Annotated in this window: 15 protein-coding genes and 1 tRNA gene; 13 read left to right on the top strand and 3 right to left on the bottom strand. The window is 68.2% G+C overall.

The annotated features are described in order from the left end of the window. The first annotated feature begins 233 nt into the window (after positions 1 to 233). From VHA73_16560 to VHA73_16535, 6 genes are all read left to right on the top strand, one after another. Positions 234 to 785 (top strand): SRPBCC family protein, encoded by a 552-nt coding sequence (locus VHA73_16560; GenBank protein HVX19636.1) that lies wholly within the window; start codon positions 234 to 236, stop codon positions 783 to 785. Positions 786 to 826: 41 nt separating this feature from the next. After that, complete coding sequence (locus VHA73_16555) at positions 827 to 1,822, top strand: LLM class flavin-dependent oxidoreductase (protein HVX19635.1); 996 nt, start codon at positions 827 to 829, stop codon at positions 1,820 to 1,822. A gap of 72 nt (positions 1,823 to 1,894) precedes the next feature. Next, positions 1,895 to 4,744 carry a type I restriction-modification enzyme R subunit C-terminal domain-containing protein gene (locus tag VHA73_16550; GenBank protein HVX19634.1) on the top strand — a complete coding sequence of 950 codons (2,850 nt, stop codon included), beginning with the start codon at positions 1,895 to 1,897 and terminating at the stop codon, positions 4,742 to 4,744. Then, complete coding sequence (locus VHA73_16545; protein HVX19633.1) at positions 4,741 to 6,039, top strand: restriction endonuclease subunit S; 1,299 nt, start codon at positions 4,741 to 4,743, stop codon at positions 6,037 to 6,039. The genes VHA73_16550 and VHA73_16545 overlap by 4 nt, the downstream gene beginning before the upstream one ends. Positions 6,040 to 6,093: 54 nt before the next feature. Further along, positions 6,094 to 7,251 (top strand): ATP-binding protein, encoded by a 1,158-nt coding sequence (locus tag VHA73_16540; GenBank protein ID HVX19632.1) that lies wholly within the window; start codon positions 6,094 to 6,096, stop codon positions 7,249 to 7,251. Beyond that, positions 7,251 to 8,735, top strand: coding sequence for a class I SAM-dependent DNA methyltransferase (locus tag VHA73_16535; protein ID HVX19631.1), 1,485 nt, complete (start codon positions 7,251 to 7,253; stop codon positions 8,733 to 8,735). The genes VHA73_16540 and VHA73_16535 overlap by 1 nt, the downstream gene beginning before the upstream one ends. Positions 8,736 to 9,309: 574 nt before the next feature. Here VHA73_16535 and VHA73_16530 read toward each other — a convergent pair. Beyond that, the gene (locus VHA73_16530) at positions 9,310 to 10,146 is read right to left on the bottom strand and encodes a class I SAM-dependent methyltransferase (GenBank protein HVX19630.1); all 837 of its coding nucleotides are present in this window, start codon (positions 10,144 to 10,146) and stop codon (positions 9,310 to 9,312) included. 56 nt (positions 10,147 to 10,202) lie between these two features. Here VHA73_16530 and VHA73_16525 point away from each other — a divergent pair, with 56 nt between their 5' ends. The 4 genes from VHA73_16525 to VHA73_16510 all read left to right on the top strand — a co-directional run bounded on the left by VHA73_16525 (position 10,203) and on the right by VHA73_16510 (position 12,841). Further along, positions 10,203 to 10,643, top strand: coding sequence for a nitroreductase family deazaflavin-dependent oxidoreductase (locus VHA73_16525; GenBank protein ID HVX19629.1), 441 nt, complete (start codon positions 10,203 to 10,205; stop codon positions 10,641 to 10,643). Positions 10,644 to 10,932: 289 nt separating this feature from the next. Continuing rightward, positions 10,933 to 12,090: an amidohydrolase family protein gene (locus VHA73_16520; protein HVX19628.1), complete on the top strand. Its 1,158-nt coding sequence runs from the start codon at positions 10,933 to 10,935 to the stop codon at positions 12,088 to 12,090. Between the two features lie 2 nt (positions 12,091 to 12,092). Beyond that, positions 12,093 to 12,677, top strand: a complete 585-nt coding sequence (locus tag VHA73_16515) for a TetR/AcrR family transcriptional regulator (protein HVX19627.1) — start codon at positions 12,093 to 12,095, stop codon at positions 12,675 to 12,677. 87 nt (positions 12,678 to 12,764) lie between these two features. After that, positions 12,765 to 12,841: transfer RNA gene (locus VHA73_16510), tRNA-Met, on the top strand. A gap of 65 nt (positions 12,842 to 12,906) precedes the next feature. Here VHA73_16510 and VHA73_16505 read toward each other — a convergent pair. After that, a complete protein-coding gene (locus tag VHA73_16505) occupies positions 12,907 to 13,260 on the bottom strand; it encodes a tyrosine-type recombinase/integrase (protein ID HVX19626.1) in 354 nt (117 codons plus the stop codon). Between the two features lie 268 nt (positions 13,261 to 13,528). Here VHA73_16505 and VHA73_16500 point away from each other — a divergent pair, with 268 nt between their 5' ends. Together VHA73_16500 and VHA73_16495 are read left to right on the top strand one after the other, a co-directional pair. After that, positions 13,529 to 13,987: a helix-turn-helix domain-containing protein gene (locus tag VHA73_16500; GenBank protein HVX19625.1), complete on the top strand. Its 459-nt coding sequence runs from the start codon at positions 13,529 to 13,531 to the stop codon at positions 13,985 to 13,987. A gap of 6 nt (positions 13,988 to 13,993) precedes the next feature. Further along, positions 13,994 to 14,551, top strand: a complete 558-nt coding sequence (locus tag VHA73_16495) for a PIN domain-containing protein (GenBank protein ID HVX19624.1) — start codon at positions 13,994 to 13,996, stop codon at positions 14,549 to 14,551. A 112-nt stretch (positions 14,552 to 14,663) separates the two neighbouring features. Here VHA73_16495 and VHA73_16490 read toward each other — a convergent pair whose 3' ends face one another. Further along, on the bottom strand, positions 14,664 to 14,870 hold the full coding sequence (locus VHA73_16490; protein HVX19623.1) for a hypothetical protein: 207 nt from the start codon (positions 14,868 to 14,870) through the stop codon (positions 14,664 to 14,666). A gap of 459 nt (positions 14,871 to 15,329) precedes the next feature. On the opposite strand from VHA73_16490, the gene VHA73_16485 reads away from it, so the two are divergent. Next, positions 15,330 to 17,726 (top strand): hypothetical protein, encoded by a 2,397-nt coding sequence (locus VHA73_16485; protein HVX19622.1) that lies wholly within the window; start codon positions 15,330 to 15,332, stop codon positions 17,724 to 17,726. Positions 17,727 to 17,843 lie beyond the last annotated feature (117 nt).

Genomic DNA, 17,843 nt, shown 5'->3' with positions numbered 1-17,843 from the left:
CGTTACGTCCCGTGTGGACGACAGGCACGTCGCACTTCGATCTGCCGGCAGGTCGTGCGCTACACCGTCGACAAGATCGGCGGCGTCGGACCCTGGGCGGGTGCCAACCGCTCGTGCCCTGACCACAAACGTTCGCCGAGCCCATGGCGGCGGCAGCGGACCGACCTCCGACACGAGCGCCTATCGTGACCGCCGAGTAGGCATCACGTTGCCACTGACCGGGGAGTGCAGCCGTGGACGGGACAGATCCGGAGATCCCTCTCACGTTCGGCTCGGGGCCGAGTGACCCGATCCGGCTCGCCGACGAGCCCGGCACGTGGGTCGAAGTGGTGATCGACGCACCGCCTGAGCGCGTGTTCGCGCTGGTGACCGACATCTCGCTTCCCGCCCGGTTTTCCACCGAGTTCCTCGGGGCGTCGTGGGTCGGCACCGACCGGCCTGCGGTGGGCGCCGTGTTCAACGGCCGTAACCGCCACAAGGCGATCGGGGAGTGGGAAGTCGCGGCGTTCGTCGAGGTCCACGAACCGAACCGGTCGTTCGCCTGGTCCACCATCGACCGCTCGAACCCTGGTTCACGTTGGCGCTTCGACCTCACGCCCGAAGGGGCCAGAACCCGCCTTCGCTACTCGGCGTCGATCGGGCCCGGCCCGTCGGGGATCACGATGGCCATCGAGTCGATGCCCGACAAAGAACCCCGGATCCTCCGGCACCGTCTCGTCGAGCACCACGGCAACATGGCGCGAACCGTCGAAGGCATCCGCGCCATCGCTGAGGGCCGAGCGTGACGTTCCGCGTCGGCGTCACGGCCTCCCCTCAGATGCCGTGGATGATCGACTACGTGGTGGAGGCCGACAAGCTCGGCGCGGCCACGGTGTGGCTGCCCGAGTTCTGGGGCCACGACGCGCTCGCCCCCCTCGGTGCGTTGTCGCAAGTCACGCGGTCGATCCGGTTGGGCACGGCCATCGTGCAGCTCGGCAGCCGCACGCCGGCCATGCTCGCCATGTCGGCGCTGTCGCTGCAGGAGCTGTCCGGTGGCCGGTTCGTCCTCGGCGTCGGCACGAGCGGGCCGCAGGTGATGGAGGGCTGGCACGGCGTGCGCTTCACCAAGCCCGTCGCCCGCACGCGTGAGACGATCGAGATCATCCGCCTGGCGACGTCGGGCCAGCGGGTCGACTACCACGGCGACGTGTTCGAGCTTCCCCTGCCGGGCGGCGAGGGCAAGGCGCTGCGGGTGGCGGCGCGGCCCGTCGACGTGCCGATCTACGTGGCGTCGCTGGGCCCGGCGAACCTCCGCATGACCGGCGCGCTGGCCGACGGGTGGATCGGCAACTCGTTCCTGTGCGAGCACGCCGACGTCTTCCTCGACGAGATCGCCGCGGGCGCGACCGCCGTGGGCCGCACCATCGACGACGTCGACATCACCGTGGCGGTGAGCTGCGAGATCACCGACGACGTCGAGGAGGCGGGCAGGCGTCACGCGGCTGGCTACGCGTTCACGTTCGGGGCGATGGGCTCGGCCTCGACCAACTTCTACAACCAGGCGTTCGGCCGGCAGGGTCTTGGCGACGCAGTCGCGGAGGTGCAGCGGTTGTGGCGCGCCGGCGACCGCGACGCGGCCCGGGCGGCCGTGCCGCTCGAGATCGGGCTGCGCACCAACTTGATCGGCCCGCCCGACGAGATCCGACGCCGCCTGCTCGAGTACCGCGCCTGCGGCGTCGACGAGCTGCGCGTCAACCCCATGGGCGACACCCTCGACGACCAGCTCGCCGGCCTCGCCCACCTCCTCGACCTGGTCGCCGACGTGAACGCGGCGGGGCTGTAACCCGCGTCCGGTACTGGCCGTCACCTCTGGTCACGGGCCGGGCGTACGCGAGTCCCGTACTCTCTGGCTGGGATGGGCTCCGACGACATGGACGGTTTGCTGCCCGAGCAGCGCGCGCGTGTTCGCATCGATGCGATGCCGGAGGCCGCGGGTTGGGCGGTGCAGGACTACAAGGCGGCGAACCTCTACGCCGGCACGGGTGTGGCGGTTCGTGAGCTGGTCACCGACGCGGGTCCAGCCGACTACGTGCTGTTCGTGAACCGCCAAGCCGTAGGGGTGATCGAGGCGAAGAAGCAGGGGACCACCCTGTCGGGCGTCGAGTGGCAGACGGTGAAGTACCAGACGAACGTGCCCGACGAGCTGCCGGCCTACCTCGTCGACCGCGAACGGGAAGACGGCTCGACGGTGCGCTGCGTGCCCTATGCGTATGAGTCGACGGGCGACGAGACCTGGTTCACCTGCCACATGGACCCCGAGCCCACCGCCCGGAGGGTCTTCTGGTTCCATCAGCCCGCCACGTTCGAGCGCGAGGTCGAAGAGCACATCGGACACGGCGGCGGCTCCCTGCGGGCCCGCATCCCGGCCATCGAATCGACCGAGGGCATCCCCACCTGGTTGCGGCCGGCCTCGGTCGAAGCTGTTCGCAAGCTCGACACCTCGCTGAAGGCAAACCGGCCCCGGGCGTTGATCCAGATGGCCACCGGTTCGGGCAAGACCCTCGCCGCGGCAGTGATCTGTGAGCGGCTGATCAGCCAAGCGCAGGCGAAGCGCATCCTGTTCCTGGTCGACCGGGGCAACCTGGGCCGCCAGACGCTCAAGGAGTTCCAGGGCTACGAGGTGCCGGGCTCAGGCAGGAAGTTCACCGAGCTGTACACCGTGCAGCGCCTCACCCACAACAAGGTCGACCCGGTGGCGAGCGTGTGCATCGGCACGATCCAGCGCGTGTACTCGATGTTGCGGGGCGACGCGGAGCTGGCCGATGAGCTCGACGAGGAATCGAGCTTCGACCTCGCTCCGCCCCGCGCCGTGGAGGTCGACTACCAGCCGGCGCTGCCCATCGAAGCGTTCGACGTGGTCATCGTCGACGAGTGCCACCGATCGATCTACGGGGTGTGGCGCCAGGTCCTCGAGTACTTCGACGCGTTCCTCGTTGGTCTCACGGCAACACCGGGCAAGCAGACGTTCGGGTTCTTCAACCAGAACCTGGTGATGGAGTACGGCTTCCCTCAGGCGGTGGCCGACGGCGTGAACGTCGACTTCGACGTGTTCCGCCTGTCGACCGCGATCACCGAGCAGGGGTCGACGATCGAGGGCGGCCAGGGCTACGTCACCACCTTCCGCGACCGCGAGACCCGCCAGGAGCGCCTCGAGGAGGTCGACGAAGATCTCACGTATGACGAGAAGGCGCTCGACAAGCGCGTCGTGGCGAAAGACCAGATCCGCACGGTGATCCGCGCCATCCGCGACAACCTCCCGGCGATGTTCCCCGACCGCGAGGTCGACGAGCACGGCCGCCTGCGGCACATCCCGAAGACGTTGATCTTCGCCAAGGACGACAGCCACGCCGAGGACATCGTGCGCATCGCACGCGAGGAGCTGGGCAAGGGCAACGATGTGATCGCCAAGATCACGTACAAGTCGTCCGACGGGGCCAAGCCCGAAGACCTGCTCCAGGCGTTCCGCACCAGCTACTACCCGCGCATCGCGGTGACGGTCGACATGATCGCCACCGGCACCGACGTGAGGCCCATCGAGATGGTGGTGTTCATGCGGATGGTGCGGTCGCGGAACTTCTTCGAGCAGATGAAGGGCCGCGGCGTGCGCACGATCGCCGACAGCGACCTCCAGGTCGTCACGCCCGACGCCACGCACAAGGACCGCTTCGTGCTCGTCGACGCGGTAGGGGTCACGGAAACGAAGCTCATCGAGACCACCCCGCTCGAACGCAAACGAGGCGTGTCGCTCGACAAGCTCCTCCACCAGGCCGCGCTCGGGCAGGTATCGGAGGATCTCGTCTCCACGCTCGCGTCGCGCCTGGCCCGCATCGACGGCCGCATCACCCCCGCCGACCGCGACGCGCTCGAAGCGCTCGCCGGCCAGTCGCTCAAAGCGATCGAGCACGGGTTGGTCGACGCGATCGACCCGGATCGCCAACGCGCCGCCGCCCAGATCGCCTCGGGCAACAGCGAGCCAACGGGCGCCGAGATCGACCAGGCCCGCAAGGCGCTGTTCGACGAGGCCGTCAAGCCGCTTGCTTCCAACGCCGAGCTGCGCGACGCGCTGGTGAACGTGCAACGCAGCATCGACCAGATGATCGACGAGATCAGCGTCGACGAGGTCACCCGTGCGGAGTTCTCCGTCGATGCCCGCGCCCGGGCGGCCGCAACCGTCGAGTCGTTCCGCGAGTTCCTCGACGAGCACCGCGACCAGATCACCGCGCTCGAGGTGCTCTACAGCCGGCCGTACGCCAAACGCCTCACCTATCGCGACGTGAAGGAGCTGGCCGAAGCCATCGGCAAGCCGCCGCACCGCTGGACCCCCGAAGGGCTGTGGGAGGCATACGAGACGCTCGACGCGTCGAAGGTGCGCGGCTCGGCCGGCACGGTGCTCACCAACATCGTGAGCCTCGTGCGCTTCGCCCTCGGCGACAGCGACGAGCTCACCCCGTTCCCCGATCTGGTGTGCGAACGGTTCGACGCCTGGCTCCTCCAACAGCGCAACACCGGCCGGGTCTTCAGCGCCGAGCAGCTCGAGTGGCTCACCCTCATCCGCGACCACCTCGCCGCATCGCTGTCGATCGAACCACTCGAGTTCCAGGACCCGCCCTTCAGCCAGCGCGGCGGCCTCGGCAAGGCCCGCCAACTCTTCGGCGACGACCTCGACACGATCCTGTCCGACCTCACCGAAGCCATCGCCGCATGAGCGAGTTGCCGACAGGATGGGCGATGGCAACGCTCGGCGAAATCGGTAGCTACCTGAACGGCCGAGGATTCAAGAAGTCCGAGTGGCGGGAAAGCGGTCGGCCGATCATCCGAATTCAGAACTTGACGGGCTCAGGCGGTGAATTCAACTACTACGCCGGCGAGGCCGAGGAGCGACACATCGTCAGAGACGGCGACTTGTTGGTGTCGTGGGCGGCAACCCTGGGCGTCTTCCTGTGGCATGGCCCGGAAGCGGTCCTGAATCAGCACATCTTCAAAGTCGACAGCCGAATCGACCCAGCGTTTCATCGGTGGCTGCTCGAGTACACGTTGGCGTCCCTTCAGGATCGGACGCACGGCTCTGGCATGGTCCACATCACCAAGGGCAACTTCGACTCGACCCCCGTCCAACTGCCGCCTCTGGCTGAGCAGGGGCGGATCGTCGCCGCCATCGAGGAACACCTTTCCCGCCTCGACGCTGCCGAGACGGCTCTTACCCGTGCCGAGCACCGCGTGCGAGTTCTCGACCGGGTGCGGGTCCGCCAGGCCTTCGAGGCGGGGGGTTGGCCCTGGACGACCCTCGGAGAGATCGCGGAGATCAAGGGTGGTGTGACGAAGGACTCGAAGCGGCAATCCGATGCGTCGTTCGTCGAGGTGCCCTACCTGCGGGTCGCGAACGTGCAGCGTGGGCGACTCGACCTCTCGGATGTGACGACGATTCATGTCCATCCCGACAAGGCCGAGGCGCTACGTCTCGAGCCGGGTGACGTCCTGCTCAACGAGGGTGGCGACCGGGACAAGCTCGGGCGCGGTTGGGTCTGGGAGGGTCAGGTTTCTGACTGCATTCATCAGAACCATGTGTTCCGGGCCCGCCTGAACGACGCCTTTGACCCCTACTTCGTCTCCACCCACGCCAACACGTGGGGGCGAGCCTGGTTCGAGGCGCACGGGAAGCAGACGACGAACCTTGCCTCGATCAACCTCGGCACGCTGAAGCAGCTCCCAATTCCGGCGCCGCCGAGATCTGAGCAGCAGGCGATCATGGGTGCACTGCAGGAGGCGGGCGACGTGAAGACGCGAGTCCTCGAGGTGATAGATCATGCGCGGCTCCGTGCTCGGGTCCTTCGTCGCTCGATCTTGGCTGCCGCATTCTCCGGCCAGCTCGTGCCGCAGGACCCCACTGACGAGCCGGCGTCGGTGCTGCTCGACCGGATCCGCGCCGAACGGGCCGCGGCCGAGCCGACCAAACGCACGCGGAGGGCGGCGAGGTCGCAGGCGCGGCCTGCCGGAGTTTGACCGACCTTACCCACCTCTCGATAAGAACCATAAGATGCGGTAAGATCCATCAGGATGGATGAGGCAGCCAATCCCTACCGGCCAGGTGCTGGCACACAGCCGCCGGCGTTGGTCGGACGTGACGAGCTGCTGCGCCACTTCAGGGTCACGGCACAGCGCGCTCGAGCTGGCCGGCCGGGCAAGAGCGTCATGCCGATCGGCCTCCGAGGCGTGGGGAAGACGGTGCTACTCAACCGATTCACCGAGATCGGCGTCGAGGAGGGCTTCGAGGTGGGCTTCATCGAGGCCCCGGAGTCGGGCGATTTTCGCACGTTGCTTGCCGGGCGCCTCCGCCGGGTCTTGCTTGCGTACAACGCCCGTCGACGCGGTGCGAAGGTGCTGCGGGCGCTGCGAGTGTTGAAGAGCTTCTCACTGCAGCTCCCCGACGGCGCGCGGGTGTCGATCGATGTGGACGCGCTCGCTGGTCAGGCAGACAGCGGGGAGCTGGTCGACGACATCACCGACCTGTTGGTTGCAGTTGGAGACGCCGCGGCGGAGGCGGACAGCGGCGTGCTGCTCGCGGTCGACGAGGTCCAATACCTCTCGGGGGTGGAGCTGGCCGCGCTCATCACCGCAATCCACCGAACGACGCAACAAGACTTGCCGGTTGTGGTCGTAGGCGCAGGGCTGCCGCAGCTGCCCGGGCTGGCCGGCGACGCGAAGTCCTACGCGGAGCGTCTGTTCGAGTTTCCGTCCGTCGGCTCCCTCGGGCACGACGACGCGCGTGAGGCGATTCGAGCGCCTGCCGCGGCGGAGGGTGTGGAGGTTGACGATCGCGCGTTGGATGCCTTGGTGGCGCATGCGCAGGGCTACCCCTACTTCCTCCAGGAATGGGGCTATCACCTGTGGAACGGAGCCGCACATGGTCCGGTCGGCATCGAGGTCGTGGAGCAGGTCACGCCGGCGGTGCTTGGTCATCTGGACCGAAACTTCTTCGCCGTTCGATTCGACCGGCTCACACCATCCGAGAAGCGGTATCTCCGGGCAATGGCCGAGCTCGGCCCAGGTCCACACCGGTCGGGCGACGTCGCGGCACAACTCGGCGTCCGGGTGGAATCGGTCGGTCCGAGGCGCGCGAGCCTCATTAACAAGGGCATGGTCTACAGCCCGGCGCACGGCGATACCGCTTTCACCGTGCCGCTGTTCGATCAATTCCTGAAACGAGCGATGTAGTGAGCGACACCAAGGTGATCGTCGACAAGCTCTGGAACTACTGCAACATCCTGCGCGACGACGGCTTGTCGTACGGCGACTACCTCGAGCAGCTCACCTACCTGCTGTTCCTGAAGATGGCCGACGAGCAGCACCAACTCGGCCTGCCGCGGATCGTGCCCGAGGGCTACGACTGGTCGTCGCTCCTGGAGCGCAAAGGCGAGAAGCTCGAGGCGCACTACCTCGCGATCCTCAACCACCTCGGCGGCACTGACGACCTACTGGGCGTGGTGTTCCGCAAGGCGCAGAACCGGATCCAGGATCCGGCCAAGCTCGAGCGGCTCATCAAGGACCTGATCGGCGGCGAGTCGTGGATGATGCTCGACGCCGACGTGAAAGGTGATGCCTACGAGGGGCTGCTCGAGCGCAACGCTGCCGACACCAAGTCGGGAGCGGGCCAGTACTTCACGCCGCGGGCGCTGATCTCCGGCATCGTCGACGTGATGCAGCCGGGGCCCGACATGCGCATCTGCGACCCCGCGTGCGGCACCGGCGGCTTCTTCCTCGCAGCGTTCAGCTACATCCTCGGCCACAACCCCAGCCTCGACCCCGATCAGAAGCGCCACCTGCGCTCGGGGCTGTTCACCGGCTGGGAGATCGTCGACAACACCGCGCGGCTGTGCGCCATGAACCTGCTGCTGCACGGCATCGAGTCGCCCGAGTCCGACAGCCCTGTTCACGTCGACGATGCGCTGCGGGCCGACCCGGGCGAGCGGTTCGACATGGTGCTCACCAACCCTCCGTTCGGCAAGAAGTCGTCGGTCCAGATCATCAACGCCGAGGGCAAAGCCGAGCGTCAGAGCCTTACCGTGGTGCGCGACGACTTCTGGGCGTCGACGTCGAACAAGCAGCTGAACTTCCTGCAACACGTCAAGACGCTGCTCAACGTTGGTGGCATGGCTGCGGTGGTCGTGCCCGACAACGTCCTGTTCGAGGGTGGGGCAGGGGAGACGATCCGTCGACGGCTGCTGCACGAGTGTGATGTGCACACGCTGCTGCGCCTGCCGACCGGGATCTTCTACGCCCAGGGCGTGAAGGCCAACGTGTTGTTCTTCGACCGCAAACCGGGCTCCGACACGGCGTGGACCAAGGATCTGTGGATCTACGACCTGCGAACCAACCACCACTTCACCCTCAAGACCAACCCCCTGCGGCGCTCCGACCTCGACGACTTCGTCGACTGCTACAAGGCCGGAAAGCGTGGCAAACGCAAGGAGACCGAGCGGTTCCACCGGTTCACGTACGACGAGCTCGTGGCCCGCGACAAGGCCAGCCTCGACATCTTCTGGCTCCGTGACGAGAGCCTCGAAGACACCGACAACCTCCCCGCCCCCGGTGTCATCGCAGCCGAGATCGTCGAAGACCTCGAAGCCGCCCTCGCCGAGTTCACCGAACTCGCCGAGTCCCTCCAAGGCATCGGCGTGGAGGTCGATCGTGACGCATGACGAAGCAACCGAACCTCGCGCAGGGTTAGCCCGTGCCGGCAGAGCTGGCGAACGAGACGCCTTCGAGGGTTTGCCGGAGGTGGCTTCCACGAGGTCGCCGACCTGTCAGGCGCATCGACCCGCGACGAGGTGCACGCCCTCGTCAGGAGCGGCTACCCGGACGCGACCGAGGGAAAGATCAGTAACCTCACGGGTCAGCTCTGGGCGCTTCGGTCGCGATGGAAGCTCCTGATCCGCAACCTGCCCGCCTTCGTGGACCGGGTGCTGCCGTTCGACCTGCCCGCCGCCCGCATCCTGGCCGCGTACCGGGTCCCCGAACACACCCCGCTCGACGACGCGCTGAAGTGCAGCCGTCGCCCAAGCCGCCCAGATGATCGTTGTCACCCGCAACGCCCGACACTTCGAACCGCTCGGAGTCGCGTGCCTCGACCCGTGGGCCCCCAAGTCACTGGTGGTGTGCATGGCCGAACGGTCCGCCTGACCCGACACGAAACGAGCTACACGTGCCACCGCCGACGACCCGGGCTGCCGTCGATGGCGGCGAGGTGTGTCGCGAGGAGGTCCTGGATCGAGGTCAGGTGCGGGCGATGAGGATGCGCTCGCCGCTCGCCGCTCGCAGGCCGTCGGAGCGGCCGGCCAGGTAGCGGTCGGCGATCTCCACGGTGGTGACGGTCTCGGTTGCGGCGAATCCTGCGTCGTCGGCGAGGGCCACGATCTCCCCGGGTGTGTAGAAGCTGATCCACGGTGTGCCCGATGCCTCCGCGCCCCGCGCCGCGGCCTCCAGCCCGGGGCGTTCGGCGGCGTCCACCAGCTCGAGCGGCACCATGAACGTCATCGCCAGTACCGAGCCCGGTGCCATCGCGGCGAGCTGCCGCAGCGTGGCGCCGGTGGCTTCCTTGGTGATGTACATCGACACGCCGCTCGACGACACCAGCGCTCGCGCCGTCGGGTGGAAGCCGGCGGCGAGCAGCGAGCCCCACCAGTCGCCGGTGGTCTCGAAGTCGACCGGGACGAGGTGGAGGTTGGCGGGCACCCCGTAGCCGAGGTCGTCGAGCCGCTGCCGCTTCCACGCCTGCGTGCCGGGATCGTCGATCTCGAACACGTGCACCCGATCGGCGAGGTCGCGGTGGCGCTGCGCGAACGTGTCGAGCCCTGCCCCGAGCAAGACGTACTGGCCGATCTGCTCGTCGACCACGACGTCTTCCACGAAGCGGGTGCGCGCCACGATCCCGATCCGGTACGGGCCGGTGCCTTGGGGGTGCATGTCGCCACGTGCCTGCCACCCGTCGGGCGGGTCGGCGAGCTGCAGGCCGATCTCGTCGGCGATCAGGTGTGGCGGCGGGTCGACCTGCACGTGCAGGGCGCGCCACAAGGCCGTGCGAACGGCACTGCTGTCGGGCGTTTCGCTCATGCCATCACCGTGCGGCATGGTACCGACCCGACCGTCACCGCCCGGAAGGGACTGCAATGGCGAACTTCGATGGTGAGTACCAGCCGAGCCCGTGGGAGCCGATCGCCAAGGAGGTCGAGCGGTACGAGCGCACCAACGGCGCCGAGCCCAGTGAGATCGTCGGCGACGAGTGGATCGTGCTGTGGACGCTGGGTGCCAAGTCGGGCAAGGTCCGGAAGACGCCGCTGGTGCGCGTGACCGACGGGGCCGGCACGTACGTGGTGATCGGCTCGCAAGGCGGTGCGCCGACGAACCCCAACTGGGTGCACAACCTCCGAGCCAACCCGGTTGCCCGCGTGCACGACGGCGAGACGAAGCACGACCTCACCGTGCGCGAGGCGTCGGGCGACGAGAAGGCAACGTGGTGGGCTCGGGCCGTCGAGGTGTGGCCCGCGTACGACAGCTACCAGGCCGGCACCGACCGTCAGATCCCGTTGTTCGTGCTCGAGCCGCGCTGATCGACGCGCCGGGCCCGCGAGGATCGGCAACACGTGGCCCACCGCGGCCGACGCTTCCCCGGCGCGGTGGCCGCGACCCGGGTGCGGGTGTGGACGGGGTTGACGGGCGCGGTCGACCTGTTGACGCCCTAGGTGAGAAACCGTAACTTGTGGCGGTCAGCCCAAGGGGCGAGCCGATGGGCGCGCCGGCCCATCAACACGGCGCCTGTTCGCGAGGAGCGGCCTGGCGAATCGAACCGTGACCCGCGACTCGGGCGACCTACCCGCGCAGGTCCCAAGGGGAGCAGCCATGGTCTACGCACACCGCCCGGTCATCCACGACGCCGACAGCCACCTGATGGAAGGCCTCGACTGGCTGCGCGACCACGCCGACGAAGCCACCCGCGCCAAGCTCCCCGACATGAGCCGCGTGCTCGACAAGGGCGGCGCGGGCGCGGCGAAGGCCATTGCAGCCGGCGAGGCGCGCATCGGCGACGCGGCGCGCACCGCGCAGCTCGAGGACGACGTGATCGCGTCGGCGAAGGGCTGGGTGGCGCTGGGCGCCATGGACGCGTCGGAAAGGTCGCGGGCCCTCGACTTGCTGGGGTTCCAGTCGCAGTTCGTGTTCTCGACGTTCTCGCTCGGCCTGTTCGCGTTCAGCGACGACCTCGACGTGGTCTACGGCGGCGCGAGCGCGCACAACCGGATGATGCACGACTTCTGTGGGAGCGACGCCCGGCTGCTGGGTGTGGGCTTCTTGCCGCTGAACGACCCGGATCGCTCGCTGCAGGCGCTCGCCGAGGCGCTCGACCTCGGTTGCGGGGCGCTGTGGCTCCTCCACGCGCCGTCGTCGGGCCGGTCGCCGGCGCACATCGACAACGACCCAGTGTGGGCGGCCGTGCAGGATGCGGGCGTGCCCGTGGTGTTGCACATCGGCGGTGGTCGCAGCGGCATCTCCAAGGGCTGGCACCGCAATGGTCGCCCGCGGCCCGTCGACCTCCACGGTGGCGGCGAGAACCTGCGCGCCAAGGACCTGCCCTCGGTGCACCACGCAGCCGAGACGTTTCTCACGGCCATGGTGCTCGACGGCGTGTTCGAGCGCTTCCCCGACCTGCGCTGTGGCGTGATCGAGATGGGCGCCTCGTGGGTGCCGTCGCTGCTGTCGCGCCTCGATTCGACGGCCCGCATGTTCCGCCGCACCGAGCCGATGCTCGCCGAGCTCAGCCTCACCCCGTCGGAGTACCTGCGCCGCCAAGTGCGTTTCACGCCGTTCCCCGGCGAGGACGTGGCCGACCTCATCGCCCTGTCGTGCCCCGAGCTGTACCTGTTCTCCAGCGACTACCCCCACCCAGAGGGCACCAAGGACCCGATCGGCCGCTTCGAGCGAGCGTTCGACGAGCACGGCACCGATGCCGCCGCGCGCGACGCCTTCTACGAGGGCAACTTCCGCGACCTCGTGCGGGCCTGATCGTGCCCACGGCGACCACGCGGTCGCGCCTGCCCGCCGACGAGCGCCGCGACCAGCTGCTCGACGCGGCCGCCGAGATCCTGGTGGAGCACGGCGCTGCCGCGCTCAGCATGGAGCGTCTGGCGGTCGAGGCCGGCGTGTCCAAAGCGTTGCCCTACAAGCATTTCGACAACAGCAATGCTGTGCTCGTCGCGCTGTACCGACGCGAGACCCAGGCCCTCGGGCGGGCGGCCTGGCGGGCACTCGAGGCAGCGGGCCCCGGCGACGACCTGATCCGCACCAGCATCCACGCCTACTTCGAGGAGATGGGCCGGCGGGCCGCAGTGCTCGGCGCGCTCACCGCGCCGGGCTCCACCGTCGCGGCAGTGGCCGACCCCGGCACCGCCGGCGTGCCGTTCGTGATCGAGGTGTTCACCCATTTCCACGGCCTCGACCGCGACCGAGCCAAAGTGGTGGCCGGCGTTGCGCAAGGTGCGCTGGTCGGCGGCGTCACCACGTGGCTCGCCGGTCACGCCACTCGCGACGAGGTCGAACGCGACTTGGTCGCCGTGTTCACCACGCTGCTCGCACCCGCCGCAGCCCGGTAAGCAGCCGGTCCTCCGTCGACGATCTCGCCCGGTCGCCGGCACGGGGTTGGAAGGTCCACGCCACCGTTGGTACAGTCCCTCCCACGCCGCGGGGTGGAGCAGTCTGGTAGCTCGTCGGGCTCATAACCCGAAGGTCGCGGGTTCAAATCCCGCCCCCGCCACCAGCTTCAGCACGAAGGCCCAGGTCAGCGACCTGGGCCTTCGTCCTTGAGGAGGGCGTTCTACCGGTTCAGGCGGCCTTCCTCCGGTTGTTCCCACGACGTTCCACCGGCGTCTTCCGAGCCGGTTTCGTGGCCTTCTTGGCTGCAGCCTTCTTTGGCGTGCCTTCCTTTGCTGTGGCCTTGTCCGGAGAGGTCTTCTTCGGCGTGGTCTTCCTCGTCGGAGTCCTCTTCGGTGGGGTCGTGGTTCCCGGTCGAGGGTTGGCGAGGCGCTCGGTGGTGTCGGCGGCGGCGGCTTGCATGCCGGGCAGGACGTGCTGGTAGGTCTGCATCGTGTGGGCGATCTGAGCGTGGCCGAGCCGTTCGGAGACGACCTTCACCGGGACGCCCTCCTTGATGAGAAGGCTGCCGTGGGTGTGGCGCAGGTGGTTGTCCTCCTTGTGGACGTGCGGTTCCGCGATCGGAACACGGAGAAACGATCGGTAGACACCGCCCTTTTGGTGACGCCCCGCCCCTCATGGCCTCGCGAAAGTGCAGGTAGGAAGGCTGGAGGGCCTGTCGGCCGAGTCGAGGGAACGCATCGACCTGGCGCGATCTCGGCCACGGCCGGGATTGGACCGCCACCTTGCTGGTTGCGAATCTTTCGAATTGGCGGTACGGTCTTGAAGGTCGAGAAGGAGGACCGGAGTGGCGATGTCCACGATCGAACGAACCGTGCTGCCCCCGGCTGAGCCGTTGCAGGCGTTGGCGGCGATGCTCGACGGCCTTGGAGCGGAGCCGACCACGACCCTGTCAGGCCCGAACGGTGAGCACTTGGTACTGCCCCCGAAGGTGCTCGAGGTGCTTCGCGATGTAGTCGAGGCCATGGCCCAGGGACAGGCGGTGACGATCGCACCGGTCCATCAGCGACTCACGACCCAGGAGGCTGCCGATCTGTTGGGTGTGAGCCGGCCGACGGTGGTGAAGCTGCTCGAATCCGGTGAGATCCCCTTCGAACAGCCCGGCCGTCACCGCCGGGTCCGCCTCGCCGACGTCCTCGCCTACCGCGAGCGGGCATCGGTCGAGCGTCGAGCGGCGCTCGACCGGATGGTCGAGATCGCCGATGAGGCCGACCTCTACGAACGCACCGCCACCCCCAAGTGCACCCGCTGAGCCGTCGTGACGTTCGCGGCGGTGCTCGACACCTGCGTGCTGTACCCGGCGCATCTGCGAGACACCTTGCTCCGCCTGACCGAACGCGGGTTCTACCGCGCCCTGTGGTCGGCCGACATCGTCGAGGAGCTGCGGCGCAACCTGACGGAGGTGGTCGACCCGTCGGTAGTCGACCGCCTGCTCGGCCAGATGACCGCCGCGTTCCCGGACGCCGAGGTGACCGGATACCAGGCGCTCATCGACGGGCTGACGTGTGACCCGAAGGATCGGCATGTCCTCGCGTCAGCGGTGCGAGCCAACGCCGGAGCGATCGTCACCTTCAACACCACCGACTTCCCCGACCACAGCATCGAGCCGTACGCAGTCGAGGTCATCCACCCGGACACCTTCCTCCTCGACCTGCTCGACCTTGCCCCCGGCGCAGTGGTCGACGAGTTGTCGCGACAGGCAGCCGCCAACCGCCGAGCCCCGAGAACGCTTCCCCAGATCCTTGATGCCCTCGAGCGGGGCGGTGTCCCGGCATTTGCCGACGAAGTCCGACGCCGTGCAACTAGGCCCGGTTGAGTGGCGGCTTGGCGCACACGCCGTAGCCGCAGGGACGCCGGTCGGCGGCCGTGGTCCAGCTCTGAGGAGGAGCGTCGTAGGGGCCACGTACGATCAAATTCTGAGCACCCTGCTAGTGGCTCAAGTCGCTGGGTCGCAGGAAGCCGCCGCGGACGACGACGACACCAACGAGTGACGGCAGGGCCGCATCGGGGCCGCTTGCAGTGACCGGCCGTACCCATCCCACTTCGTTGCCCATCACGCCGGCCGGCGCGCGCTTCGGCGACACATCGAGGACCGCGAGCAGCGAGACCTGCGAATCGTCGGCAGATCCGAGCATGGTGCCGAGACACCGGCCACCAACGCGACCCCATTGGCTACCTGGCCCAGCGCACCAGCGAGCGGCGCGCCACCGTCACCCGCAAGTTCAACGGCAAAGCGTTCGCGTCCGCGGGCAACCTGCTGCGCTGGGTCACCGTGACCGGCATCGAGGTGTACCCAGTCCCGCAAGACGCCAGCGACCTCATACCTGACGGCATCGCGGAGTAGGCGGCAGTCTCGGTCCCGGCCGGTCCACGCGTGTAAGCCTACACATCCATACGGCAAAGGGCAGCGCCGCACTGGGAGAAACCCGTGCGGCGCGACTGTGCGCAGCGCACGGTCGCCCGGGCATGTTGTCCCAGCCCACCTGTACCGTTTGCGCAGGTGACCCGGTGCGCGCCCTTCGCGCTACGGCGTCGTCCGGGGACATGACAGTGGCTGTACAGAAGATGCGGGACTACGCGAGACAGGCGCCCAGATGACCATTCGCGCCGCCGGCTCCGCCGTACCGCCCTCAGCCGAATCGATTGTCGACGCGCTCCTGCCAAACCGGTCCGACCCGCCGCTCGAGGAGCTCGCGAACGCCACGTTCATCGACGGCCAGGTCGACGTCGCGGTTTCGCCCGTGGATCAAATGCTGATGGCCCTCACGCGACGCCTGCTCCTCGACCCGGCACTCGGCCGTGTCGCTGTCGTGCAACTGCCCCGAGCGAAACACCGCGTGGCGCTTCTCCTCGCGATCATGAGCCACCTGCTGTGCCGCCAGCCCCCGGCCGACCTTGGTGGGCCGGTCGTGCTCGTCGGGTTCGACGTCGACCTCGTATCGCAGCTTCGGTCGCTCGCCGTGCGGAACCGGCGACGGATGGGCCTCGCCGATGGGAACCCGCTTTCTGCGCATCGGCTCACGCGCGCCGGGTCCGCCGAGCCGCTGATCGGGAGCGAGGCCCGGCCGGTCGACCGCTCGTTGCTGTACTACAACACCCGCATCGGCCAGCCGTCGATCACCTGCAGCCCGCCGCTGGTCGTGGTCGACGCCACATCAGTCGAGAATCCTGTCGCGCGGACGCGTGCGCTCGAATGGGCGCTGCAGCAGGGCGCGGCGGCGATCGCCGTGATCGGCGATCTCGGCGACGACGGGCTTGTCAAGACCGTTTCCGACGCTGGGCTCGTACCCCTTGTTCTCGCCGTGACGCAGCCTCTCGCGCAGGATCTCGTTGCCACATTCAACCGTGGCGTGTGTCCGCCCAGCACACTTTCGAGCCAGAGCATCTTGTGGCTCTCGCCAACGTCAGTGTCGCTGCACCGTGTCGTCGGTGAGGCTGCGAACGACGCTGTCTCTCGCGCTCTCGAGGCGATCGCAGCGAAGCCGAACGGGCCTCCGCCGCCACAACTCGACGTCCCGTTGAAGCTCGTCAGGAACGGCTCGCGGCTCGCCGCGCGTGTAGCCGACTACAAGACCGCATGTACGTACAACCCGCGTCCGGGCGAGTTTCCCGCTCTTCGGCTCCTCGATCGGGCGACCGCGACGTTGCCGCCGAACTGGCGCTCCTGGGAAACGGCGAACCTCGGCGCGTTGAAGGCGGCGGCCCGCGCGCTGTGGCGTGCGCTCGAGGAGGACAATCCCAAGCTGCTCGCGTTGTGGCGCGTTCTCGACCAGCTCGAGCGCACGACGAGCGGCACCATCCTCATTCGCTGCCACTCGCGCGCGGCCGCGGAGGCGACGCGCACGTCGCTTTCGACCGGCGAGCGAACCGAGGCGCAGATCGCGCTCTGGGACCGCATCGAGGCCAGGGTACGCATTGGCACGTTCAAGGAGCGTGTCGCCGCAGGCGATGTCGACGCACAAGTCCTGACCAGTCCACCGCCGCCATGGCTGTTCTCGTTGCTTCTCGGTATCGAGGCACCAACAACGCACGTGCTCGTCTACGCAGCGGAAGAAGCAATTCTGGCGCGCCAGGGCGAACGATGGGCCGCGACCGCATCTGGCTGGGATCGCGCGTTGGCGCGCGTACTCAACGCGCCCGCGCCCGATGCACTCGTGTCGCCCGTCGCTGCGAGCGGCGAGGCAGCACCAGCTCGTGCGGTGGCCACGTTGCAGGTGCCGGGACTATCTCTCGCGCAGGTACTCGACAGTGCAACCGATGCGCTCGATCCGCCTGACGAGGTGGAACAGCCGGTGTCGACAACGACGCTCAGCGGGGGCGCGAGCGCTCGCATGTGCGTGCCCGTTCATCTTGCCGACGGACGCACATGGTGGTGCATCGATGATGGCGACGGCGCCACGCCCGTCGTGCGTGTCACCGCGGGCGGGCCCGAGCACTGCCCGGTCGCGCAGCTCCAAGACGGTGACTCGATCGTTGTCCCGGCCGGAGAGGGCACCGATTCCATCCACGCTCGGCTGGTCGCGGCCAGCAGGTCGAACGCCGATGTCCAATCGCTCGACCTCATCCTGAGCCAGTTGCGTGCTGCCGCGCGCGCCGTGATAGCCAGTTCGCGGACACAACGTGAAGCCGTCAAACGTGTCGCGAACGTCGGTGCGGAAGCGCCCAGCCAGCTGGGTGCGTCGGCCAACGGGACCACTATCGCGCCGCGCGAGCCCGAAGACGTGCGCGCCGTGTTTCGCGCTGCGCACCGGCCGTGCCCGGACCTCAACCTCATCTACGCGGTCGCGGACGCGTTGCGCTCGTTGAACCGGACGCTCGGCCGGTTCGTCGCCGCCGTCGCCGGCGGCCGTGGCGACGACACCGTCGCTCGGCTGCGTGATCTTGTCGGCCCTGTCGCCGACGAACTCCTCGACGAGTTCGTGATATCGACCGTCACCGGCGTTGACGAAGCGCGCGAGATACCCGCCTACATCGCGGGACGGGTCCGATGACGCGATCGTCGGAAATCGTTGACACCGACGTCGGGCTTCGGGTTCACTGCCTTTGCCGCGACGCGGCACACAACACAACCTTCCCTCAGCAGACCCTTGGGGTCGGGCCGACACGCT

Source organism: Acidimicrobiales bacterium, assembly GCA_035547835.1.
Lineage (GTDB): Bacteria > Actinomycetota > Acidimicrobiia > Acidimicrobiales > Iamiaceae > DASZTW01.
This window is presented reverse-complemented; position numbering and strand designations above follow the sequence as displayed.